Origin of the sequence: Pseudonocardia sp. D17, assembly GCF_036984265.1 — a bacterium.
Lineage (GTDB): Bacteria > Actinomycetota > Actinomycetes > Mycobacteriales > Pseudonocardiaceae > Pseudonocardia > Pseudonocardia benzenivorans.
In genome coordinates this window covers 50,782-73,271 of the sequence record NZ_BPRG01000008.1, presented here as the reverse complement: position 1 = coordinate 73,271, position 22,490 = coordinate 50,782, and the positions used below count along the sequence as shown (strand labels likewise).

The window sequence follows — 22,490 nt, the reverse complement described above, 5'->3', positions numbered from 1 at the left end:
GGGCAGCAATGCGCGACGAGGACCTCGAGGCACGCATCCGGCGTCTGGAGGACCGCGCCGAGCTGGGCGAGCTCGTCGCCCGCTACGGCCGGCTGCTCGACGACCGCGACGTCGACGGGCTCGCCGCGCTCTACACCGCCGACGCCGTCTTCGACTCCACCGACGGCCCGATGACCGGCCGGGACGCGGTGATGGACTACTACCGGCGCCAGCTCGACCGCTACGGCATGACCTACCACTACCCGCACAGCCACACGATCGAGTTCACCGGACCCGACGACGCGACGGGCGTCGTGTCCGCCCACGCCGAGCTCGCGATCCTGCCGACGCCGTTCGTCGTCGCGCTGCGCTATCTCGACGTCTACCGCCGCGAGGACGGGTGCTGGCGGTTCGTGTCCCGCCGGGCGCTGCAGCTCTACGCCGCGCCCCTGGCCGAGCTGCCCGACGTGCTGGCCGGGACCCTGCGCCGGCGCTGGCCGGGGACGGAGCCGGCCACGGCCGACATCCCGGAGTCGCTGCCCACCTGGCAGGCCTACGAGCGCGCCCGCGCCTGACCGCCGTCGAGCGCCACCACGTGCACCGCCGCGAGGACGCGCTCGGTGGCGACGACGATCCCGGCGAGAGTCCGCCGGTCGGCCTCCGCCGCGGCCGAGCCCAGGTGGGCGAGCGCGGCGGCGCTGTCGGGGAACCACAGCGCCTCGACGCCGTCGACCACCCCGGGCAGCTCGGGAAGCCGGACGAACGCCTCGACCGCGGTCGCGTGACCACCGCGGCCCGGCAGGCGCAGGACCGCGGCGAGCTCGCCGGGCCCGACGCCCGGCGCCGTGCGCAACAACGTCAGCACCCGCACACCGGTGACGGCCGCGGGCGCAGCCCCGGACACCCGCTCGGTCAGCACGGCCCCGCCGCGCGAACGGTCGACGAACCGGCGCTCGTCGGCGCGTCCGGCGTCGAGGTAGTGCGGGTGGGCGAAGACCGCGTCGAACGCGGCGACGTCGTCGGCGTCCATCTCCGAGCAGGCATCGAAACCCGGCCACGGCAGCGGGGACCCGGCGACCGCGTGGTTCTGCCAGTACCGCCGCAGGCCGGGCAGGGCGCCGATGACGGGGCCGTGCCGGTCGCGCCAGTGCTGCTGGAACCGCGCGACGGTGCAGCCCGCCTTGCGGGGCGCGAGCCCGAACCGGGTGATCACGGCGCGCGGTGCAGCAGCCGGTGCGCGGCCTCGCGCGCGGGCATCCCGATCTCCACGCCGCACGCCGCGGCGAGGGCGTTGCGGGCGCTGATGACGCCGTCGCGGTAGCTGGAGAGCCCGTCGCCCATCATCGCGCTGCGGGCGTCGACGGTGGCGCCGGCGAGCCCGTCGCCCTCGACGATCGCGAGACCGGCGATGCCGGAGTCGTCGCGGCCCCGGCCGCCGTCGGAACAGATGAACCCCCACGGCCGGAACTCGCGCAGGTATGGCACGCTCGACCGGCCCGTGTGTCCGGCGGTGACCAGCACGTTCGTGTCGCGGTCGGCCGGGGTGCCGAAGGCGATCGAGTCGGTGCAGACGACGGCCCGCCCGTCGGGACCGGACTCCATCACGGTCCGGTTGGTGATCTCGTCGGGCGCGCGGGTGACCGGCTCGGCACGCAGGAGCAGCGCGGCCGCGTCGGCGACCGTCATCCCGGGGACGACGCCGCACGCGGCCGCGACGGCGTTCACGCGGCTGATCACCCCGTTGCGGTGCACGTCGACGCCGTCGCCGAGCAGGACGTCGCGGACGTCGGCGGTCGCGGCGGGGATGCCGAGGGCCTCGTAGAACCACAGGCCCGCGATCCCGGCGCCCTCGGGGCCGATCGCGCAGTCGAGCCCGATCGCGGCGCGCGGGCGGCGGTCGGCCACGAACCGGGCCGGCAGCACGCCGGAGTACGAGGCGGAGACGACGACGTCGCGTCCGGTGTTGCGCTCGTCGACGTGGTAGGCGGAGTCGATCGCGACCACCCGCCCCGACTCGTCGCCCGCGACGACCGTCTGCAGGTCCTGCACCTCGTCCACTGTCGACCACGTCCCCTCGCACGAACGGCCTGCCGGTGACGGCCGGGCACGCCACACCCCGCAGGTGCGGACCGCCTCCTCGGCTCGGTCCGCATCGTCGGAATCGGGACCCGGTGCTGTCCACCGTCACCAATCTCTGATAACAATATCCCCTCAGAGCGGTCGATCTCACAGAGAGGTGAGGGCGCCGATGAAGCCCCCCGTCTTCGACTATGTGTCACCCGCGACGCTGGAGGAGGCCATCCAGGCCCTGTCCGCGCCCGACGACGGCGACGTCAAGGTGCTGGCGGGCGGACAGAGCCTCGTCCCGTTGCTCAACCTGCGGCTCTCCCAGCCCGGCCGCATCGTCGACATCAACGGTCTCGACGAGCTGACCGGCATCACCGAGGAGGCCGGATACCTGACCGTCGGCGCGCTCGTGCGGCAGCGCGAGGCCGAGCTGTCCGACGTCGTGCGCACCGCGTGCCCGCTGCTGCACGAGGCGATCCCGCTGATCGGGCACACGGCGATCCGCAACCGCGGGACGGTGGGCGGCAGCATCGCCCACGCCGACCCCGCGGCCGAGCTGCCGACCGTCGCCGCGTGCCTGGACGCCGAGCTCGTCGCGCGCGGTCCGGGCGGCGAGCGGACGATCCCCGCGGCGGACTTCTTCACCGGGTTCTTCACCACCGCGCTCGCCGAGGACGAGATCCTCACCGCGGTGCGGGTCCGCTCGGTCGGGCCGGCCACCGGCGCCGCCTACGAGGAGGTCGCCCGCCGGCACGGCGACTTCGCGATGGCCGGCGTCGCCGCCCAGGTCCGGCTCGACGGCGACACCGTCGCCGAGGCGCGGATCGCGATCTCGGGGGTCGACCTCGCACCCGTGCGGGCGACCAAGGCCGAGGCCGCGCTGGCCGGCCGGACCGTCGACGACTCGATCCTCGACGAGGCGGCCGACGCCGCCGTCGCCGACCTGTCCCCCTCGTCGGACCTGCACGGGTCCGCCGCGTACCGCAAGCACGTCGCGGGCGTGCTGATCCGCAAGGCCGTCGCCGCCGCGGCGGCGCGCGCCCGGGAGGCCCGATGAAAACCCGAGAGATCACCGTCACCGTCAACGGCCGCAAGCGCACCGTCACCGTCGAGGTCCGGCGTACGCTCGCCGACTTCCTGCGCGAGGACCTCGGCCTGACCGCGACGCACCTGGGCTGCGAGCACGGGGTGTGCGGGGCGTGCACCGTCGTCGTCGACGGGCACACCGAGCGCTCGTGCACGCAGCTCGCCGTCCAGGCCGACGGCCGCGAGATCACCACCGTCGAGGGTCTCGCCGGCCCCGACGGGGAGCTGCACCCCGTGCAGCAGGCCCTGCGCGACAACCACTCGTTCCAGTGCGGCTTCTGCACCCCCGGTTTCGTCATGTCGATCTACGGGATGTGCGAGGAGAAGAAGGCCGGCCGGTCCGTGCCGTGCTCGCGCGCCGCGATCCGCGAGGAGCTGTCGGGCAACATCTGCCGGTGCACCGGCTACCAGTCTATCGTCGACGGCGCCGAGGCCGCACTCGCCGGCGCCGGTTCCGACACGGGGAAGGACGCCTGATGGCCGGCGGCAGCGCGATCTCCGGGCTCGTCGGGGCGCGGGTCCACCGCAAGGAGGACCGCACGATCCTGACCGGCACCGGTCGCTACATCGACGACGTGCAGGAACGCGGCATGCTGCACTGCCACTTCCTGCGCAGCACCGTCGCGCACGGGCGGATCACGTCGATCGACGTGTCTGCGGCCCGCGAGGTCGAGGGCGTGGTGCGGGTCTTCACCGGCGCCGACATGAGCGCGATCACCGAGGACCTGAGCTTCGCCCAGCCCATCCCGGGCCTGAACAGCCCCTCCTACCCCGCGATCGCCCGCGACGTCGTGCGGTTCGTCGGCGAGCCGGTGGCGCTGGTCGTCGCCGAGAGCCGCTACATCGCCGAGGACGCGGCAGCGCTGATCGAGATCGAGTACGACCTGCTCGAGCCGGTCATGAGCACCGCCGCCGGGCTCGCCGAGGGTGCCACACAGCTGTTCGACGACGTGCCCGGCAACGTCGTGCACACCGACGAGCAGCTCTTCGGCGACATCGAGGCCGCGTTCGCCCAGGCCGACCACGTCGTCACCCAGTCCCTGGACCAGCACCGCTGGGCGTGCAACCCGATGGAGACCCGGGGCGGCGTCGCCACCTACGAGACGGGCAGCGGCCAGCTCACCTACGAGGCCTCCACCCAGACCACGCACACGCTGCGGTTCCTGCTCGCCGGCTGGATCCGCCACCCCATCCACCAGTTCCGGGTCACCGCGAACAACATCGGCGGCGGGTTCGGGCTGAAGTTCTCCGCGTACCGCGAGGACGTCGCCGTCTGTGCGGCGGCCAAGGCCATCGGCGGCACCGTCAAGTGGGTGGAGGACCGCAACGAGCACCTCGTCGCGGCAGGCGCCGCACGCGAGGAGCAGCTGACGCTCGAGGCCGCGGTGAAGGCCGACGGCACCCTGCTCGGCCTGCGCGTCACCATGAAGCTCGACGCGGGCGCCTACCCGATCAACCCGCCCGCGACCGTCTACGCGGGGCTCGTCCGCACGACCCTGCCGGGCCCCTACAAGCTGCCCGCCTACCAGTTCCGGCACCACATCGTCGCGACCAACAAGGCGTCCTACATCTCGCTGCGCGGGCCGTGGGCGGTCGAGACGCTGGTGCGCGAGCGGCTGATGGACAAGATCGCGCACACCTGCGGGATCTCGCCCGTCGAGGTGCGCAACCGCAACCTGATCACGCTCGACGACCAGCCCACGAAGATGATCACCAACGTGACGCTGGAGAACGTCACCGCGGCCGAGACGTTCCAGAAGCTGGTGGAGATGGTCGACCTGGACGCGGTGCGCCGCGAGCAGGAGGCCGCCCGTGCCGAGGGCCGGCTCCTCGGCTTCGGCGTCGGGACGTTCATCGAGCCGGCGCCGGGCACGCAGGAGTTCTGGGCGGCCGTCGGCTTCCCGTTCGGCTCGGAGCCGTGCCGCATCCGGATCGAGATCGACGGCAAGGTCACCGCGTTCACCCCGCAGACCCCGCACGGGCAGAGCCACGAGACCACGCTGTCGCAGCTGATCGCCGACGAGCTCGGCGTCGGCTTCGACGACATCCGCATCGTCTACGGCGACACCGACGCCACGCCGTTCTCCATGCTCGGCACGGGCGGCAGCCGGGCCGCGACGATGGCCAGCGGCGCGGTCGTCTACGGCTCGCGCGAGCTGCGCAAGCGGCTGCTGGAGATCGCCTCGCACATCCTGGAGGCCAGCGTGGACGACCTGGACATCGCCGACGGCGTCGTCTCGGTCAAGGGCGCCCCGGGCGCGTCGGTGCCGATCGCCCAGATCGCCATGGGCTGCTGGCTCGCGCCGGAGCAGATGCCCCCGGGCACCAACACCGAGATGGAGTTCGTCGCCAACTACGACGGCGAGGGCGGCGGGTTCTCCCAGGCCAGCCACGCGTGCTGGATCGAGGTGGACCAGCAGACCGGGAAGATCGAGATCAAGCGCTTCCTCGTCGTCGAGGACTGCGGCAAGATGATCAACCCGGCCGTCGTGGAGGGCCAGGTCATCGGCGGGATCGCGATGGGCGTCGGCGGCATGCTGCTGGAGCACTCCGCGTACGCCGACGACGGGCAGTACCTCGCCGCGACGTTCATGGACTACCTGATGCCCTCGGCCCCGGAGCTGCCCGAGATCGAGATCGAGCACCTGGAGTTCGAGTCCGACAAGGTCGTCGGCTCGCGCGGTGTCGGCGAGGGCGGCACGGTGCTCGCCCCGGCCGCGCTGCTCAACGCGATCGACGACGCGCTCGCGCAGGTCGGCCGCGAGCGGGTGACCGAGACGCCGGTGACCCCGACCCGGATGCTCGAGCTGCTGGGTGTGATCGAGAAGGAGTGACACTCGCGCGCATCACCTCCTACGCCGAGGCCGACGAGATCCTGACGTCGCGCCGGTTCGCGCAGGAGTCCAAGCACGAGAGCGCGCCGCTCGTGGGCGGGACCGTCCTGGTCATGGACGGCCCCGCCCACCTGCGTCGACGCCGGCTGCTGGCCCCCTTGATGTCGCGGACGGCGCTGGCGGGCTACGACGACGTCGTCGCCAGGACCCTCGACGAGTGCATCCGCGCGCAGGGCGACGACCTCGTCCCGCTGGGGCGGTCGGTGTTCCTGCAGCTCGCGGCATCGATGATCGGGCTGGGTGACCTGGGCGCGCGCACGCCCCGGCTGCTCGCGCTGCTCGGTCCGCTGCTGGAGGCGGTGACGGTCGAGTGGTCGACACGCGACCACGCGGTCGTGCTCGCCGAGGGGCTGGCGGCGCGCGACGCGCTCGTCACGCAGTTCCCGGCGCTGCCCGGCGCCGCCGGCACTCTCGCCACGCTGATGGCCGGCCGTCCCGACGAGTGGGACGACGAGGCGGCCGTCCGCGAGGTAGTGCTGTTCCTCGCGGCGTCCACCCTGAACAACGCGGCGCTGCTGGTCCACGTGGTCGACGAGCTGTCGCGCCGGCCGGTGCCCGACGACGTGCTCCCCGCCGCACTCGCCGAGACCCTGCGGCTCTACCCGCCGACGGTCGCGCTCCTGCGCCGTGCGCTCACTGACGTGACCCTGCGCGACGGCAGGCTCGTCCGCGCGGGCGAGCACGTCGCCGTCGACCTGCACGCCGCCAACCGCGACCCTGCGGTCTTCGGGGCCGACGCCGAGGAGTTCCGGCCCGGCCGCGCGGTGGCGGAGCGCGCCCGGCCGTGGGGGCTGACGTTCGGCAGCGGGCCGCACCTGTGCCTGGGCCGGGCCGTCGTGACGGGCACGGCCGTGACCCCGGGCGTGCACCTGCGGATCCTGGCGCGGCTGCGGGAGCTGGGCGTGCGGCCCGACCCGGACCGCCCGCCCGTCTTCGCCCCGACGGCCCAGCGCCGCCACGACAGCTACCCGGTGCTGCTGGCTTCGTCGGAGAACCGCGGAGCGTGAGCCGGCAGTCCCCGCACCCGGGCAGCGCCTGGTGCGCCGCCGGGAACGTGCCCGCGGGCCCGTGAGTGGTGATGGTCGCCATGGCGACCATCACCACTCACGGGTGCGGCAGTGCTTCAGGGGTGCGACAGGGCCGCGGCTCCGGGGCGTGCGGGCAGCGGGCGCATCCCCAGGAGCTCACGGGCCTGCGCCGGGGTCGCGACCGGCCGACCGATCGTCTCCGCCAGCGCCACCACCTTCGCCACCAGCTCACCGTTGTGCGGGGTGCCGAAGCGGGCGTAGTCGTGGTCCCCCAGCCCGATCGCGACGTGCCCGCCCAGCACGATCGCCGCTGCGGCGAGCGGGAGCACGTCGCCGCCGTAACACATCAGCTGCCACGGCTCCCCCGGCGGCAGCTCCGCGACCATCGCCTGCAGCGCCAGCAGGTTCGTCCCCGCGCCCGACGGCCGGGAGTCGCCGGTGAACACGAGCTCCCAGAACGTCGGTGCCTGGGCGAGCCCCATCTCCCGGAAGCACTTCGCCGTGCGGATCTGGCCGATGTCCCAGACGACCGTCGTCAGGTAGGTGTCGATGTCGTCGAGGATCCGCAGCACGGCCTCGATGTCGTTGCGGCTGTTGACGTACACCCCGTCGCCGGGGGTGAACCGCTGCCCGTCCCAGGTGTCGATGTTGAGCGACCCGAAGTCGACGGCGGCGGCGTCGAAGCGCAGCCACGGGTCGTCGGCCAGGGCGCGGAGGTGCTTGACCCGGTCCTCCACGCCGGTCTGGCTGATGTAGCCCAGCGTCGGCTTGGTGATCAGGTCGGTCGCGCCGCGGATGCCCTCGCTGGCCGCCCGGTAGGTCTCGACGCTGTTGTCCGGGCCGCCCGTGTCAGGGTCGCGGCCGTGCCAGTGGATGATCGCCGCTCCCGCGTCGTGGGCGCGGACGGCCTCGCGGACGATCTCCTCGGTCGAGTACGGCAGGTGCGGGTTGGCCCCGCGCATCGTCGACTCGTTGCAGCGGACCTCGATGAACAGCGGGCTGTCGGTCATCGTCGCGGTCACGACTTCGTCTCCGGCACACCCGGCCGCGGCAGGACGTCGATGAGCATCTGCATCATCCCGCCGTCGACCTCGAGGTTCTGGGCGTTGACGAAGCTCGACGCGTCCGAGAGCAGGAACGCGATCACGGCGGCCACCTCGGACGGGTCCCCGATGCGCCGGCTCGCGATCATCTCCAGCCGGCGACGCAGGGCGTCGGGGTCGGAGTTGAACTTCTCCGACATCGGCGTGCGCATGATCCCGGGGCTCACGCAGTTGCTGCGCACCCCGCGCGGGCCCCACTCGACGGCGAGCTGGCGGGCGAACATGATCGCGGCGGCCTTGCTCGGCGCGTACGCGCCCGCCCGGGCCTCGGGCACGGTCCCCGCGACCGAGCTGATCGTCACGACGCTGCCGGCGCGCTGCGCGAGCATCGGCGGGCCGAAGTGCTTGGCGCCCAGGAAGAGCCCGCGCGCGTTGACGGCCATGACCCGGTCCCACTCGGCGACGTCGAGGTCCTCGATCGGCGTCCAGCTGATGACGCCCGCGTTGGCGACCAGCCCGTGCACCGTCCCGAAGCGCGCGACGGTCGCGGCGGCGGCCGCGGCCATCTGGTCCTCGTCGGCGACGTCGGCCTCGACGGCCAGCGCCGCGTCCCCGATCTCGCCGGCGACGCGCTTCGCCGCGGCCCCGTCGACGTCGAGGACGACGACCGACGCGCCCAGCCCGGCACAGACGTGTGCCGTGGACTCCCCCAGTCCCTGACCCGCCCCGGTCACGACGACGACGCGGCCGGTGAGGTCGATCTGCGCTGCGCTCATGCCTTTGCTCCCCCGATGAGGACGGCGTCGTCCTCGCCGTCGGTGCTCCACGGTGTGACCACCGCTCCCGATGCCGACCGGAACCGTTCCGGCAGCTCGTCGACCATGTGCAGGGCCATCGACAGCCGGCCGTAGCCGACGAACGCGGCGACGTTCATCCCGATCTCGACGACCTCCGCCTCGGAGAAGTACGCGCGCAGGTCGGCGATCGCGGCGTCGTCGATGGCGAGGTGGTTGGTCGCCAGGAGGTCGGCGAAGCGCAGCGCGGCGCGTTCGGCGTCGGTGAGGTCGGGCGCGGCGGTCGGGTCGTCGGGGCTCGCCAGCTGGCAGACCAGGTTCTCGTCGACGCCCTCGGCCGCGCCGTCGGCATAGCGCACGGCCATGCAGCTGCGGCACTGGTTGTGGAACGCCACCCGCAGCCGCAGCAGCTCGACCAGCCGCCGCGACAGCAGGCCGGGCCGGCGCAGCTCGGCCATGTAGGTGGCGTAGGCGCGGGCCAGCTCGGGGCGGTGTGCGTAGAACCGCAGGTTGCCCAGCTCGAGCGGGGTCCGCGACTCCGCCAGGTCGCGCAGGTCCTCGGGGAACTCCTCGGCGGACAACATCCGGATCCGAGCCACGCGGTGCCTCCTCGTCGCGTCTCGCTTCAGTCCTCGTCGACTGAATGACTGATAACGATGACCCTAGACTCCACCGTTCGTCGTGTACACCGTGCCGGGCGCCGACGTCGCGGTCCGTTCGGCGCCGTCCGGCACCCGGCCGCGACGTCGTCGTGAAACTCGGTGGACCCGGCCGCGCCGGAAGCGGAGGATTTCCGGTTCCCCCCGTCCACCGTCTGTGAGGAGACCTGTGTCCGCTCCGGCCGAAGCACGCCCCGCGGCAGCGCCCGCACCACCGACCGGCATCCCCGCCGGGCCGGAGGTCCGGTCGCGCCGTGCGGCTGCGCTGCGCCTGGCCACCCGAATCTATGGACGCGAGCTCGCTCGCCACAAGTTGCTCACCGGCTCCGCGCTCCTGCTGCCGGCGATGGGCAACATCGCACTGTCCTACCTCCCGCCGCTGGCCGTCGCGGCCCTGGTCGACAAGCTCGCCGCGGGCGAGGCCTTCACCACGGCGACCGTGCTGCCGCTGGTGCTCGGCTTCTTCGCGTCGCTGCTCGTCGGCCAGGCGTTCTGGCGCGTCGGTGTCCACTGCCTCAACCGGGCCGACGCCGGGGGCATCGAGCACCTCTACGTCGACGGCATGGACGCGCTGCTGGCCAGGGACGCGGCGTTCTTCCACGAGAACTTCTCCGGGTCGCTGACCAAGCGCGTGCTGAGCTTCGCGTCGCAGTACGAGGACTTCGTCGACACCCTGGCCTTCCAGATCGTGGCGCAGCTGCTGCCGCTGACGTTCGCGTCGGTGGTGCTCTGGCGCTACGACCCGTGGCTGGTCGTGGTGCTGGTGGGCATGATCGTCGTGACCGCGGTCGTCGTCGTGCCGCTGATCCGGCGCCGGCAGGCGCTCGTCGACGCCCGCGAGGTGTCGTGGACGCGGCTGTCCGGGCACGTCGCCGACACCCTGACCAACATGGACGCGGTGCGCGCCTACGCCTCCGAGCTGCGCGAGGCCGCCGAGCACCGGCGGCGGGTGGCCGAGCACAAGCGGCTGACGCTGCGCGCCTGGGACTACAACAACCTGCGGATCGACACCCTGGTCGCGCCGATGTCGGTGCTCACCAACGTCGCCGGCCTGGTGCTGGCGCTGCTGGTGGCGCTGCGCGAGGGCGGTCCTGGAGTCGGCGCGGTCGTCGTGACGGTCGCGTACTTCACCCAGACCACCCGGATCCTGTTCGAGTTCAACCAGACCTACCGGCACCTCGAACGGTCGCTGACCGAGGCCGCCCAGTTCGCCGAGCTGCTGCTCGACGATCCGACGGTGGTCGACGACCCCGATCCGGAACCGGTCGCGGGCGGGCCCGCGGGCGTGACCTTCGACCGCGTCCGGTTCACCCACGCCGGCCAGGACGCGCCGCTGTTCGACGGGCTCGACCTGGTGGTCGCACCCGGGGAGCGGGTGGGGCTCGTCGGCCGTTCCGGCGGCGGCAAGACGACGATCGCGCGGCTGCTGCTGCGGCTGATGGACGTGCAGGGCGGCCGGATCCTGGTCGGCGGGCAGGACGTCACGCGGCTGTCGCAGGCCGACCTGCGCGGACTGATCGCGTCGGTGCCCCAGGACCCGGTGATGTTCCACCGCACGCTGCGGGAGAACATCGCGTTCGGCCGCCCGGACGCGACCGACCGGGAGATCCACGACGCGGCCCGCGCGGCGCACGTGCTGGAGTTCGTCGAGGGACTCCCCGACGGGTTCGACACGCTCGTCGGCGAGCGCGGCGTGAAGCTCTCCGGCGGGCAGCGGCAGCGGGTCGCGATCGCGCGGGCGATCCTGCGCGACGCGCCGATCCTGCTGCTCGACGAGGCGACGAGTGCGCTGGACTCGGAGAGCGAGGCCTTGATCCAGCAGGCGCTGTGGCGGCTGATGGAGGGCCGGACCGCGATCGCGGTCGCACACCGGCTGAGCACCGTCGCAGGCATGGACCGGCTGATCGTGCTCGACCAGGGCCGTGTCGTCGAGGAGGGCACGCACGCCGAGCTCCTCGCGCGCGGCGGCGGCTACGCGCGGCTGTGGGAGCGGCAGTCCGGCGGCTTCCTGTCCGAATGAGGCGGTCCCGGCCCGGGCGGCGCGGCGCGCTCCCCGGGCCGGTGTCGTCGGACCGGACGTCGCCGGACAGGGGTGTCGCCGGGCCGGGTGTCGTTGCCCTGTCTGCCCCGGCTGTCGCCGCGGTGTCGGTCGGCATGGCGATCATCTGACCGTCGGGCACGGGGCGGCAGCCGAGAGGGGGCGTCGCGGAAGGGCCAGGAAGGCGGGGACGGCCGCGGGCGAATACCCACGGGCAGCGCGATAACCCGCTGCGGGTGACACATGCGTTGCGGGTGCAATTTCCGACCATTCTGGGTGATCGGTAGAAACATGTCCACGACAATTCATCGGGACAATTCACCGGATGCCCGACGCGCCGCGCGGGTAGGACGCAGCGGTGGTGGCCGACGGTCACGCATGATGTCGGAGCTGAGCCCGACGCCGCCCGTTCGGGTCCCTGTGCACAGGGCTGACCTGCCTGGACCGGCGTTCGAGTGCCCGCTCCGGAGGCACGCTCTTGCCGGGCTTCCGCCGAGTGTGCGTATAGTGTGCGCCACACAACTGCATACGCTGCTCGAATCACAGCGGGAGATCTGGTCCGTTCCAGAGCCGTAGGAGCAATCCTCCCCGGGAATCTCTCAGGCTGCCGTACCGCTGTGACGAGGCAACTCTGGAAAGCGTTCCTCCCGGAATTCCGGGTGGACCACCGACGGGGCAAGTGGGGTCACCCCCACGAAATCTCTCAGGTCCGAAGACAGAGCGGGGAGACGGTGCACGACAGGTGCCATCTGTCCCCCCGACCTCGGAGTGAGCGTATGTCGATCTTCGCCGACCGTCACATCGGTCCCGACCCCGACGCCGAGCAGAAGATGCTCGAGGTGGTCGGTCACGCCGACCTGGATTCGCTCGTCGACGCCGCCGTGCCGCAGGGCATCCGCGCGTCCCAGTCGCTGAAGCTGCCGGCTGCGCTGAGCGAGCAGGACGCCCTCGCGGCCCTTGACGGCATCGCCGGGCGCAACCGCACCATGGTGCAGATGATCGGCCTGGGCCACAGCGACACGGTCACCCCGCCGGTGTTGCGCCGCAACATGTTGGAGTCGCCCGCCTGGTACACGGCCTACACGCCGTACCAGCCGGAGATCTCCCAGGGCCGCCTCGAGGCGCTGATCAACTTCCAGACCATGGTCGAGGACCTCACCGCCCTCCCGGTCGCCGGCGCGTCGCTGCTCGACGAGGCCACCGCCGTCGTCGAGGCCGTGCTGCTGATGAACCGCGCGAACAAGGCCGCCCCGGCCGGCGCGCGGATCGTCGTCGACTCCGAGACCCTGCCGCAGACGCTGTCGGTCCTGCACACCCGGACCGAGCCGGTCGGCATCCCGGTCGACGTCGTCGACCTCTCCAGCCCCGAGGCGCTCGCCTCGCTGGCCGAGGGCGACGTGTTCGGAATCGTCCTGCAGGCCCCCGGCGCCTCCGGCGTCGTCCGTGACCTGCGCCCGATCATCGCGGCGGCCAAGGACAAGGGCGCGCTCGTCACCGTCTCCGCCGATCTGCTGTCGCTGACCCTGCTCACCCCGCCCGGCGAGCTCGGTGCGGACATCGCGGTGGGTTCGACCCAGCGCTTCGGCGTCCCGCTGTTCTTCGGCGGCCCGCACGCCGGCTACATGTCCGTCCGCAGTGGACTCGAGCGGATGCTGCCCGGCCGCCTCGTCGGTGTCTCGCAGGACGCCGCGGGCCGCCCCGGCTACCGCCTGGCGCTGCAGACCCGTGAGCAGCACATCCGTCGCGAGAAGGCGACGAGCAACATCTGCACCGTACAGGCGCTGCTGGCCAACGTCGCGTCGATGTACGCCGTCTACCACGGCCCCGAGGGCCTGCGGGAGATCGCCGAGCGCGTCCACGCGCACGCCGCCGCGGTCGCCGCCGGTCTGCGCGCCGCGGGCGTCGAGGTCGTACACGGCGAGTTCTTCGACACCGTCACCGCGAAGGTCCCCGGCCGCGCGCTCGCGGTCGTCGAGGCCGCCGCCGCCGACGGGATCAACCTGCGCCACACCGACTCCGACCACGTCGCGGTCGCCTGCGACGAGGTCACCACCGACGCGATCGTCGCCCGCGTGCTCGCCGCGTTCGGCGCCTCGGCCGTCGCGGACGCGGCGGCCGCGCTGCCCGCCTCGGAGAAGCGCACCAGCCCGTACCTGTCGCACCCGGTCTTCTCGGCGCACCGCTCCGAGACCTCGATGCTGCGCTACCTGCGGCTGCTGTCCGACCGCGACCTCGCGCTCGACCGCACGATGATCCCGCTCGGCTCCTGCACCATGAAGCTGAACGCGACCGCTGAGATGGAGCCGATCAGCAAGCCCGGCTTCGCCTCGCTGCACCCGTTCGCCCCGGCCGACCAGACCCGCGGCTACGCCGAGCTGACCGACACGCTCGAGAACTGGCTCGCCGAGATCACCGGCTACGCCAAGGTGTCGCTGCAGCCCAACGCCGGCTCGCAGGGTGAGCTCGCCGGTCTGCTCGCCATCCGCGACTACCACCGCAGCCGTGGCGACGACCAGCGCACCGTCTGCGTCATCCCGTCGTCGGCACACGGCACCAACGCCGCGTCGGCCGTCCTCGCGGGGATGAGCGTCGTCGTCGTGGCCACCGCGCCCGACGGCAGCATCGAGCTCGACGACCTGCGCGCCAAGCTCGGGGCCAACAGCGGCCGCGTCGCCGCGATCATGCTGACCTACCCGTCGACGCACGGCGTCTACGAGACCGAGGTCCGCACCGTCTGCGAGCTGGTCCACCAGGCCGGCGGCCAGGTCTACATCGACGGCGCCAACCTCAACGCGCTCGTCGGGCTGGCCAAGCCGGGCGAGTTCGGCGGCGACGTCTCGCACCTGAACCTCCACAAGACGTTCTGCATCCCGCACGGTGGTGGCGGCCCCGGCGTCGGCCCGGTCGCGGTGCGCTCGCACCTCGCGCCGTTCCTGCCCGGTGACCCGCTCGACCCGAAGCGCGGCGCCGTCTCCGCGGCCGCGTACGGCTCGGCCGGCATCCTGCCGATCACCTACGCCTACATCGCGATGATGGGCCCGGACGGCCTCACGAAGGCGACCGCGTCGGCCGTCCTGTCGGCCAACTACCTGGCGCGGCGCCTCGACGAGCACTACCCCGTGCTCTACACCGGCCCGGGCGGGCTGGTCGCGCACGAGTGCATCCTCGACCTGCGCGCGATCACCAAGCAGACCGGCGTCACCGCCGAGGACGTCGCCAAGCGCCTCATCGACTACGGCTTCCACGCGCCGACGCTGTCGTTCCCCGTCGCGGGCGCGCTGATGATCGAGCCGACGGAGTCGGAGTCGCTGGCCGAGATCGACCGCTTCATCGACGCGATGATCGCCATCAAGGGCGAGATCGACGAGGTCGGCGACGGCACCTGGCCGCTCGAGGACAGCCCGCTGCGCAACGCGCCGCACACCGCCGACGTGGTCCTCGTCGAGAACTGGACCCGTCCGTACACCCGTGAGCAAGCGGTGTTCCCGGTTCCCGAGCTGCGCCGCGCGAAGTACTGGCCGCCGATCGGCCGCATCGACGGCGCCAAGGGCGACCGCAACCTGGTCTGCTCCTGCCCCTTGCCCGAGGCCTTCGCCGCGCCTGCCCTGGAGACGTCATGACCGCGAACGACGACCTCGTCCGCACCCCGCTGGACGCCGAGCACGAGCGCCTGGGAGCGACGTTCACCGACTTCGCCGGTTGGCGGATGCCGGTCCGCTACGACAGCGACCTCGCCGAGCACCACGCCGTCCGCAACTCGGCCGGCCTGTTCGACCTGTCCCACATGGGTGAGGTGGAGTTCGTCGGCCCGCAGGCCGCCGAGGCGCTCGACCACGCGCTCGCCGGGAAGCTGTCGGCGGTGACGGTCGGCCGCGCCAAGTACTCGCTGCTCTGCGCGCCCGACGGCGGCGTGCTCGACGACCTCGTCGTCTACCGCCTCGCCGACGACCGCTTCCTCGTCGTCGTCAACGCGTCCAACGCCGCGCAGGACGCCGCCGAGCTGATCTCGCGCGCCAAGGGTTTCGACGTCGACGTCACCGACCACTCGGCCGAGACCGCGCTGATCGCCGTGCAGGGCCCGCGCTCGCCCGACGTGCTGCGCAGCGCCGAGCCCGGCGTCGCGTCGATCCTCGAGAGCCTGCGCTACTACGCGTCGGAGCCCGCGACGATCGCCGGCATCGACGTCCTGCTCGCCCGCACCGGGTACACCGGTGAGGACGGTTTCGAGCTCTACGTCGCCGACGAACACGCGCCGGCCCTGTGGAACACCCTGCTCGCCGCGGGGGGACAGCACGCACTGCACCCCGCAGGCCTCGCCTGCCGCGACACCCTGCGGCTGGAGGCCGGGATGGCCCTCTACGGCCACGAGCTCACCGCCGGGACCAACCCGTTCGCCGCCGGGCTGCGCCGCGTCGTCGCCCTCGACAAGGAGTTCGTCGGTCGCGACACGCTCGCCGCTCTGGCCGAGGACGAGCCCGCCCGGGTCCTCGCCGGCCTCACCGGCACTGGCCGCCGCGCGGGCCGGGCGGGGGCGACGGTGCTCGGCGCGGACGACGCGCCCGTCGGCGTCGTCACCTCCGGTGTCCTGTCCCCCACGCTGGGCGTGCCGATCGCGCTGGCCTACATCGACCGCGGGCTGTCGGAGGTGGGCACCGAGCTACGCGTCGACGTCCGCGGCCGCAGCCAGCCCTACACCGTCTCGTCTCTGCCCTTCTACCAGCGCGCCTGAACCGTCCGACATCAGTCCCGAGAGGACCCCCCGATGACTTCTCCCGATCTCGTCCCCGCGAACCTCAGCTACACCTCCGACCACGAGTGGATCGCCGTCGAGCCGGGCGCCACCGCGTCCGGCGAGGTCCGGGTCGGCCTGTCTGCCATCGCCACCGAGGCGCTCGGCGAGATCGTGTTCGTCGACCTGCCGGCCGTCGGCACCGAGCTGACCGCGGGCGAGGCCTGTGGCGAGATCGAGTCGACCAAGTCCGTCTCCGAGCTGGTCAGCCCGGCCGACGGCACGGTCGTCTCGGTCAACGAGGCGCTCGCCGACAACCCCGCGCTCGTGGGCGAGGACCCCTACGGCGAGGGCTGGCTGTTCACCGTCGAGGTCGCGTCGCTGGGCGAGGTCCTCGATGCGGCCGCATACCGCGCCCGGAACGAGGGGTGACCGACGTGTCCGAGACCGTCCTCGACCAGCCCCTCGCGGAGTTCGACCCCGAGGTTGCCGCGCTGATCGGCCGCGAGCTCTCCCGCCAGCAGGACGGGCTGGAAATGATCGCATCGGAGAACCACGCCCCGCTCGCGGTGATGCAGGCCCAAGGGTCGGTCCTGACCAACAAGTACGCCGAGGGGTACCCGGGTCGCCGGTACTACGGCGGCTGCGAGTTCGTCGACGAGATCGAGACGCTCGCGCTGGACCGCGTCAAGACCCTGTTCGGCGCCGGGTTCGCCAACGTGCAGCCGCACTCCGGCGCGCAGGCCAACGCGGCAGCCATGCAGGCCCTGATCAAGCCGGGCGACACCATCCTCGGGCTTTCGCTGGCCCACGGCGGGCACTTGACCCACGGCATGCGGATCAACTTCTCCGGCCTGCTCTACGACGCCGCCGCTTACGAGGTCTCCCCGTACGACTTCCGGATCGACCTGGACGAGGTCGCGCGGCTGGCCGAGGAGCACCGACCCCAGCTGATCATCGCGGGCTGGTCTGCCTACCCGCGGCACCTGGACTTCGCCCGGTTCCGCGAGATCGCCGACGAGGCCGGCGCCTACCTCATGGTCGACATGGCGCACTTCGCCGGGCTCGTCGCCACCGGACTCCACCCCTCACCGGTGCCGCACGCGCACGTCACGACGTCGACAACACACAAGACCCTCGGCGGACCGCGCGGTGGCCTCATCCTCACCAACGACCCCGCGATCGCCAAGAGGATCAACTCGGCGGTGTTCCCCGGACAGCAGGGCGGGCCGCTCGAACACGTCATCGCCGCCAAGGCGGCCGCGTTCAAGATGGCTGCCACCGCGGAGTTCGCCGACCGCCAGCGGCGCACACTCGAGGGCGCGCGCATCCTGGCCGAGCGGCTCACCCGCCCCGACGTCGCCGAGGCAGGTATCGGCGTCGTCAGCGGCGGCACCGACGTCCATCTCGTGCTGGTCGACCTGGGTGCCGAGGGCATGGACGGCCGCCAGGCCGAGGACCGGCTCGCGGCAGTCGAGATCACCGTGAACCGCAACGCGGTGCCGTTCGACACCCGCCCGCCGATGGTGACGTCCGGCTTGCGGATCGGGACAGCCGCGCTCGCCACCCGCAGGTTCGGCACCGAGGCGTTCACAGCAGTCGCCGACGTGATCGCCCGCGCCCTGCTGCTGCCCGCCGACCTCCCCGTCCACGACGAGGCGATCAGCGGGTTGCGCGACCAGGTCCGGTCGCTCGCCCGTGCCCACCCGCTCTACCCAGGACTGGGGTGAGCAGCGGTGACGGTGAGCGTCTTCGAGCTGTTCTCGATCGGCATCGGTCCGTCGAGCTCGCACACGGTCGGTCCGATGCGGGCCGGCGCCCGGTTCGCCGAGGAGCTGTGCGCGGACGGTGTGCTCGACGAGGTCGCGGAGCTCGAGGTGGTGCTCTACGGCTCGCTTGCCGCGACCGGCGCCGGGCACGGCACGCTCCCGGCGGTGCTGCTGGGCTTGGAGGGACGCCATCCCGAGCGGATCAGCGGTGACCGGGTCCGGACCCGAGCCGCGGAGATCGCCGACTGCGGGCGCGTCCGGCTCGGCGGCGTCCGCGAGGTGCCGCAGCGGATCGACGACATCGTGCTGCGGCCCCACACCGTTCTGCCCGAACACCCCAACGGTCTGACCCTCACGGTCCGCAACGGTGCAGGCACGACCCTGCGCGAGAAGACCTACTTCTCGGTCGGCGGCGGTTTCGTCGTCGAGAATGGCGAGGTCGACGCGGCCACCGTCGACGACGGGCCCGGAAGCCCGTTCCGGACGGCGCAGGAGCTGCTCGAACGCTGCGCCGACTCGGGCTCCTCCATCAGCGACGTCATGCTCGCCTTCGAGTGCCGGTCGCGATCCGAGGCTGACGTGCGGAAGGGCCTCCTCGAGATCCGCGACGTCATGTGGGAGTGCGTGGGCCGGGGCATCACGCAGGACGGTGAGCTGCCCGGCGGCTTGTCCGTGGAGCGGCGCGCCCGCAGCTGGTACGAGCGGCTGCGCATCGAGGACCCGCAGCGCGAGCCCGCCTACGCCCTCGACTGGGTCAACCTCGTCGCGATGGCGGTGAACGAGGAGAACGCGGCCGGTGGGCGCATCGTCACGGCGCCGACGAACGGCGCCGCGGGGATCGTCCCAGCGGTGCTGCACTACGCGACGCACTACACCCCACTGGGTCTGAGCGACCCTGATGAGACGGCCGTGTGCTTCCTGCTCACGGCCGGCGCCATCGGCTCGCTCTACAAGGAACGCGCGTCGATATCCGGTGCGGAGGTGGGGTGTCAGGGCGAGGTCGGGTCGGCGGCGTCGATGGCGGCGGCCGGGCTCGCGGAGGTGCTCGGCGGCACGCCCGCCCAGGTGGAGAACGCCGCCGAGATCGCCATGGAGCACAGCCTCGGACTGACGTGCGACCCGATCGGCGGGCTCGTCCAGATCCCCTGCATCGAGCGCAACGCCATCTCCGCAGGTAAGGCGGTCAACGCCGCCCGGATGGCGCTGCGTGGCGACGGCCGACACCGCGTCTCGCTCGACCAGGTCATCACGACGATGCGCGAGACGGGCCGAGACATGAGCGACAAGTACAAGGAGACCTCGCGCGGCGGGCTGGCGCTCACCATCCCGGTGAACGTCGTCGAGTGCTGAAGGACCCGGCCGTGGCGCGGTCAGCGGCCGGGGCTGATCTCCTTGACCTGGCCCTCCATGACGAGCGAGTCGGTCGTGCTCACCAGGTGGTCGAGCATCGCGTCGGCGGCGCCCGGGGCGTCGCCTGCGCGGATCGCGTCATAGATGCGCCGGTGGTCCGCGAGCGAGGTGGCCGGCTGACCGCTGCGCGTCAGCGACGTCGCCGACGTCCGATCGAGGGCCTGGCGCATGCTTTCGAGCAGCCGGATCAGGATCGGGTTGTGTGACGCCGTCGCGATGCCGAGGTGGAACCGCCGGTCGCCGACCAGGCCCGGCTCGCCGGCGTCGACCTCCCGTGCCATGTCGTCGAGCGCCGTACCGAGCTCGGCGAGGTCCTCGGCCGTCGCCCGGTGCGCGGCGAGCCGAGCGCACTGCGTCTCCAGGGCCTGGCGCGTCTCCCAGATCGCGGGGTGGTCGAGGTGGGTCTCGACGAGCTCGGCGGCCAGTGACGAGATCAGGTCCTCGGGCCTGCGGACGAGGTAGATGCCGTCGCCGTGGCGCACCTCGACCTCGCCGCGGGCGCGCAGCGCGGTGATCGCCTCGCGGATCGAGGAGCGCCCGACCGAGAGCTGGCGCGCGAGGTCCCGCTCGGTCATCAGCCGGTCGCCGGGCTGGAGCTGGTTGATGTCGATGAACTCGCGGAGACGGTCGCTGACCTGCTCGTACAGCGGCCTGCGGTCCACGGGTCGGATGGGCGAGATACCCCGTCGGTCCTCACTCATGACAACCCCCACGACGGCGATCCGACCGCCTCGAACGCGGTGGTCTGCTGGTCTGAGCATACGCGGACGACGGTGCGTCCCCGTCCCGCGCCTACGACGCGACGACGCCCGTGGGCGCGGAGCAGCAGGCGCGGACGGTTCCGGGACGTCGAGCCATCGGGGCTGGTCAGGGCCCGTGTGAACGGGATGTCACGGGCACGATACCGACGATTAGACGGTTGACACATCGTCCCACCGACGCCAAACTGGTCTGACCACCTGATGACCCTGCCAAGCGATGCGATGGTGGATTTTCTCCCTCCCCTGCACGACGACAGCGAGGAGATGTGACGTGCGCGCATTGACGGCCACCGGTCTCACGGTGGGTGTGCTCGCCGGCCTTTGGATCTGGGTGAGCGGAATGGTCGGCCTCCCGCCGTGGGTGGCCGTGATCGCCTGGGCCGGCTTCTTCGCGGCCGGCGGCAAGGCCGCCGGCGTGGTGAAGATGGGCCTGTCCGGGCTGGTCGGCGTGGTGTGGGGCTGGCTCGCCGTCCTCGGCGCCGGCCTGCTCGCCGGGTGGACGGGTGCGCTGCCCGTCGCGGTCGCCGTGATCGCCTTCCTGATGTGCGTCCAGGCCAACTGGGTGCACCTGTCGTTCATCCCTGGCGCCTTCATCGGTGCTGCGTGCCTGTTCGGCAACGAGCTCAACGTCTGGACGACCGCGATCTGCATCGTGGTCGGCGTCGCCCTCGGCTATGTTTCCGAGTGGTCGGCCGCTGCGATCACCAAGAAGGAGCCGGCGCCATCCGCGTCGTCGGCGCAGGCCTGATTTCTTCCTTCCCGAATTGGTCTGACCACCCGACCTGTAAGGAGTAGTCGATGGGTTCCACCTTCATCCAGCGCCACGGCTTGTGGACCGCTGAGCAGCAGGAACAGGCCGACCGTATCGCGGCCCAGGTCACCGAGCAGGGCCTGCGCCAGGTCCGCGTGGCCTGGGGCGACCAGCACGGCATCCTGCGCGGCAAGACGCTCGAGGCCGGTCACTTCCAGTCCGTGCTGCGCAACGGCAAGGACTTCCAGACCGCGACCCTGATCTTCGACACCACCAACAACCCCGCCGTGCCGCCCTTCGCGGCCGACGGCTTCGGCGACCCGCGCATGACGGGCCTGCCCGACGGCGTCCTCGTGCCCGACCCGTCGACGTTCCGCGTCCTGCCGTGGCTGGACCGGACCGGCTGGGTGCTCTGCAACCTGCACTACCGCTCCGGCGAGGTCGTCCCCTTCGACACCCGCGGCATCCTGCAGTCGCAGCTGTCCCAGCTCTCGGATGAGGGGTACGGCTTCGTCGCCGGCATCGAGCTCGAGTTCTACATCACCAAGCTCGAGGACCCGTGCCTGTCGTTCGAGTCCAGCGGCTACCCGCCCGATCCGCCGCGGGTCACCGCCGTCTCGCACGGCTTCCAGTACCTCACCGAGAACCGCGGCGACGAGATCACCGGGATCCTCGACATCCTGCGCGACAACGTCGTGGCCCTCGGCCTGCCGCTCGCCACCATCGAAGACGAGTGGGGCCCCGGTCAGACCGAGTTCACGTTCGACGTGATGGAGGGCCTGCGAGCCGCCGACTCCGCGATCCTGCTGCGCAGCGCCATCAAGCAGCTCTGCCGTCGCAACGGCTACCACGCGACGTTCATGTCCCGGCCCGCCCTGCCGAACGCCTTCTCCAGCGGCTGGCACCTGCACCAGTCGTTGAGCAGCGCCGACGTCGAGAACACCTTCGCGGGCGGTGCCGACGAGGTCCTCTCCGACACCGGGCGGCATTGGATGGGAGGCCTGCTCGAGCACGCCCGCTCGTGCTCGCTGCTCAGCACCCCGACCGTCAACGGCTACAAGCGCTACCTGCCCGACTCCTTCGCCCCGGACCGCATCGCATGGGCCGAGGAGAACCGCGGCGCGCTCGTCCGTGTCGCCGGCGGCCGCGGCGACGAGAACACCCACCTCGAGAACCGCGTCGGCGAGCCCGCGGCCAACCCCTACCTGTACCTCGCGTCGCAGGTCATCTCGGGTCGCGACGGCCTGCGCAACAAGCTCGACCCCGGCCCCTCGGCCGACGAGCCGTATCTGACCGAGGCCGAGCGTCTCCCGGGCTCGCTCGAGGAGGCCGTGCAGCTCTTCACCTCCAGCAGCCTGCTCCGCGCCGAGCTCGGGGACCCGTTCGTCGAGTACCTGTCGACGGTCAAGGGCAGCGAGGTCAAGCGCTTCAACGCCGCGGTGACCGACTGGGAGCAGCGCGAGTACTTCGAGGTCTACTGAC

19 protein-coding genes and 1 riboswitch are annotated in these 22,490 nt (G+C 72.1%); of the genes, 13 read left to right on the top strand and 6 right to left on the bottom strand.

Features of this window, described 5'->3' with window-relative positions:
• The first annotated feature begins 8 nt into the window (after window positions 1-8).
• Window positions 9-554, top strand: a complete 546-nt coding sequence (locus PSD17_RS01265; RefSeq protein WP_339121017.1) for a nuclear transport factor 2 family protein — start codon at window positions 9-11, stop codon at window positions 552-554.
• Here the strand turns inward: PSD17_RS01265 and PSD17_RS01260 are convergent.
• Window positions 533-1,192 carry an EthD domain-containing protein gene (locus tag PSD17_RS01260; protein WP_339121016.1) on the bottom strand — a complete coding sequence of 220 codons (660 nt, stop codon included), beginning with the start codon at window positions 1,190-1,192 and terminating at the stop codon, window positions 533-535. The genes PSD17_RS01265 and PSD17_RS01260 overlap by 22 nt on opposite strands.
• Window positions 1,189-2,037: a hypothetical protein gene (locus PSD17_RS01255; protein WP_158703387.1), complete on the bottom strand. Its 849-nt coding sequence runs from the start codon at window positions 2,035-2,037 to the stop codon at window positions 1,189-1,191. The genes PSD17_RS01260 and PSD17_RS01255 overlap by 4 nt, the downstream gene beginning before the upstream one ends.
• 190 nt (window positions 2,038-2,227) lie before the next feature.
• On the opposite strand from PSD17_RS01255, the gene PSD17_RS01250 reads away from it, so the two are divergent.
• Genes PSD17_RS01250 through PSD17_RS01235 form a run of 4 tightly spaced genes read left to right on the top strand, consistent with a single transcriptional unit; the run spans window position 2,228 to window position 7,033 of the window.
• Window positions 2,228-3,103 carry an FAD binding domain-containing protein gene (locus PSD17_RS01250; RefSeq protein WP_339121015.1) on the top strand — a complete coding sequence of 292 codons (876 nt, stop codon included), beginning with the start codon at window positions 2,228-2,230 and terminating at the stop codon, window positions 3,101-3,103.
• Window positions 3,100-3,609, top strand: a complete 510-nt coding sequence (locus tag PSD17_RS01245) for a (2Fe-2S)-binding protein (RefSeq protein WP_013674687.1) — start codon at window positions 3,100-3,102, stop codon at window positions 3,607-3,609. The genes PSD17_RS01250 and PSD17_RS01245 overlap by 4 nt, the downstream gene beginning before the upstream one ends.
• Window positions 3,609-5,966, top strand: coding sequence for a xanthine dehydrogenase family protein molybdopterin-binding subunit (locus PSD17_RS01240; protein WP_013674686.1), 2,358 nt, complete (start codon window positions 3,609-3,611; stop codon window positions 5,964-5,966). Before PSD17_RS01245 ends, PSD17_RS01240 begins: the two co-directional genes overlap by 1 nt.
• Window positions 5,963-7,033 carry a cytochrome P450 gene (locus PSD17_RS01235; RefSeq protein ID WP_339121014.1) on the top strand — a complete coding sequence of 357 codons (1,071 nt, stop codon included), beginning with the start codon at window positions 5,963-5,965 and terminating at the stop codon, window positions 7,031-7,033. The genes PSD17_RS01240 and PSD17_RS01235 overlap by 4 nt, the downstream gene beginning before the upstream one ends.
• Window positions 7,034-7,149: 116 nt before the next feature.
• Here PSD17_RS01235 and PSD17_RS01230 read toward each other — a convergent pair whose 3' ends face one another.
• Genes PSD17_RS01230 through PSD17_RS01220 form a run of 3 tightly spaced genes read right to left on the bottom strand, consistent with a single transcriptional unit; the run spans window position 7,150 to window position 9,490 of the window.
• Window positions 7,150-8,076, bottom strand: a complete 927-nt coding sequence (locus tag PSD17_RS01230) for a 3-keto-5-aminohexanoate cleavage protein (protein ID WP_339121013.1) — start codon at window positions 8,074-8,076, stop codon at window positions 7,150-7,152.
• Complete coding sequence (locus PSD17_RS01225; protein WP_103380621.1) at window positions 8,073-8,873, bottom strand: SDR family NAD(P)-dependent oxidoreductase; 801 nt, start codon at window positions 8,871-8,873, stop codon at window positions 8,073-8,075. Before PSD17_RS01225 ends, PSD17_RS01230 begins: the two co-directional genes overlap by 4 nt.
• Entirely contained in the window at window positions 8,870-9,490 is a 621-nt protein-coding gene (locus tag PSD17_RS01220) for a carboxymuconolactone decarboxylase family protein (protein WP_339121012.1), read from the bottom strand. Before PSD17_RS01220 ends, PSD17_RS01225 begins: the two co-directional genes overlap by 4 nt.
• 229 nt (window positions 9,491-9,719) lie before the next feature.
• On the opposite strand from PSD17_RS01220, the gene PSD17_RS01215 reads away from it, so the two are divergent.
• The 6 genes from PSD17_RS01215 to PSD17_RS01190 all read left to right on the top strand — a co-directional run bounded on the left by PSD17_RS01215 (window position 9,720) and on the right by PSD17_RS01190 (window position 19,436).
• Window positions 9,720-11,570, top strand: coding sequence for an ABC transporter ATP-binding protein (locus PSD17_RS01215; RefSeq protein WP_013674681.1), 1,851 nt, complete (start codon window positions 9,720-9,722; stop codon window positions 11,568-11,570).
• A gap of 554 nt (window positions 11,571-12,124) precedes the next feature.
• Window positions 12,125-12,213, top strand: a riboswitch (glycine riboswitch).
• A 151-nt stretch (window positions 12,214-12,364) separates the two neighbouring features.
• Window positions 12,365-15,208, top strand: a complete 2,844-nt coding sequence (gene gcvP, locus PSD17_RS01210; RefSeq protein ID WP_339121011.1) for an aminomethyl-transferring glycine dehydrogenase — start codon at window positions 12,365-12,367, stop codon at window positions 15,206-15,208.
• Window positions 15,205-16,317 carry a glycine cleavage system aminomethyltransferase GcvT gene (gcvT, locus tag PSD17_RS01205; RefSeq protein WP_339121010.1) on the top strand — a complete coding sequence of 371 codons (1,113 nt, stop codon included), beginning with the start codon at window positions 15,205-15,207 and terminating at the stop codon, window positions 16,315-16,317. Before gcvP ends, gcvT begins: the two co-directional genes overlap by 4 nt.
• 33 nt (window positions 16,318-16,350) lie before the next feature.
• Window positions 16,351-16,749, top strand: a complete 399-nt coding sequence (gene gcvH / locus PSD17_RS01200; RefSeq protein ID WP_339121009.1) for a glycine cleavage system protein GcvH — start codon at window positions 16,351-16,353, stop codon at window positions 16,747-16,749.
• Between the two features lie 5 nt (window positions 16,750-16,754).
• Window positions 16,755-18,047 (top strand): serine hydroxymethyltransferase, encoded by a 1,293-nt coding sequence (gene glyA / locus PSD17_RS01195; RefSeq protein WP_339121008.1) that lies wholly within the window; start codon window positions 16,755-16,757, stop codon window positions 18,045-18,047.
• A 6-nt stretch (window positions 18,048-18,053) separates the two neighbouring features.
• A complete protein-coding gene (locus tag PSD17_RS01190; RefSeq protein ID WP_339121007.1) occupies window positions 18,054-19,436 on the top strand; it encodes an L-serine ammonia-lyase in 1,383 nt (460 codons plus the stop codon).
• Window positions 19,437-19,456: 20 nt separating this feature from the next.
• On the opposite strand, the gene PSD17_RS01185 is transcribed toward PSD17_RS01190, so the two are convergent.
• Window positions 19,457-20,158: a FadR/GntR family transcriptional regulator gene (locus tag PSD17_RS01185; protein ID WP_339121006.1), complete on the bottom strand. Its 702-nt coding sequence runs from the start codon at window positions 20,156-20,158 to the stop codon at window positions 19,457-19,459.
• Between the two features lie 370 nt (window positions 20,159-20,528).
• Here PSD17_RS01185 and PSD17_RS01180 point away from each other — a divergent pair, with 370 nt between their 5' ends.
• Together PSD17_RS01180 and PSD17_RS01175 are read left to right on the top strand one after the other, a co-directional pair.
• A complete protein-coding gene (locus PSD17_RS01180; protein ID WP_339121005.1) occupies window positions 20,529-21,005 on the top strand; it encodes a DUF1097 domain-containing protein in 477 nt (158 codons plus the stop codon).
• A 50-nt stretch (window positions 21,006-21,055) separates the two neighbouring features.
• Window positions 21,056-22,489, top strand: coding sequence for a glutamine synthetase family protein (locus tag PSD17_RS01175; protein WP_339121004.1), 1,434 nt, complete (start codon window positions 21,056-21,058; stop codon window positions 22,487-22,489).
• Window position 22,490 lies beyond the last annotated feature (1 nt).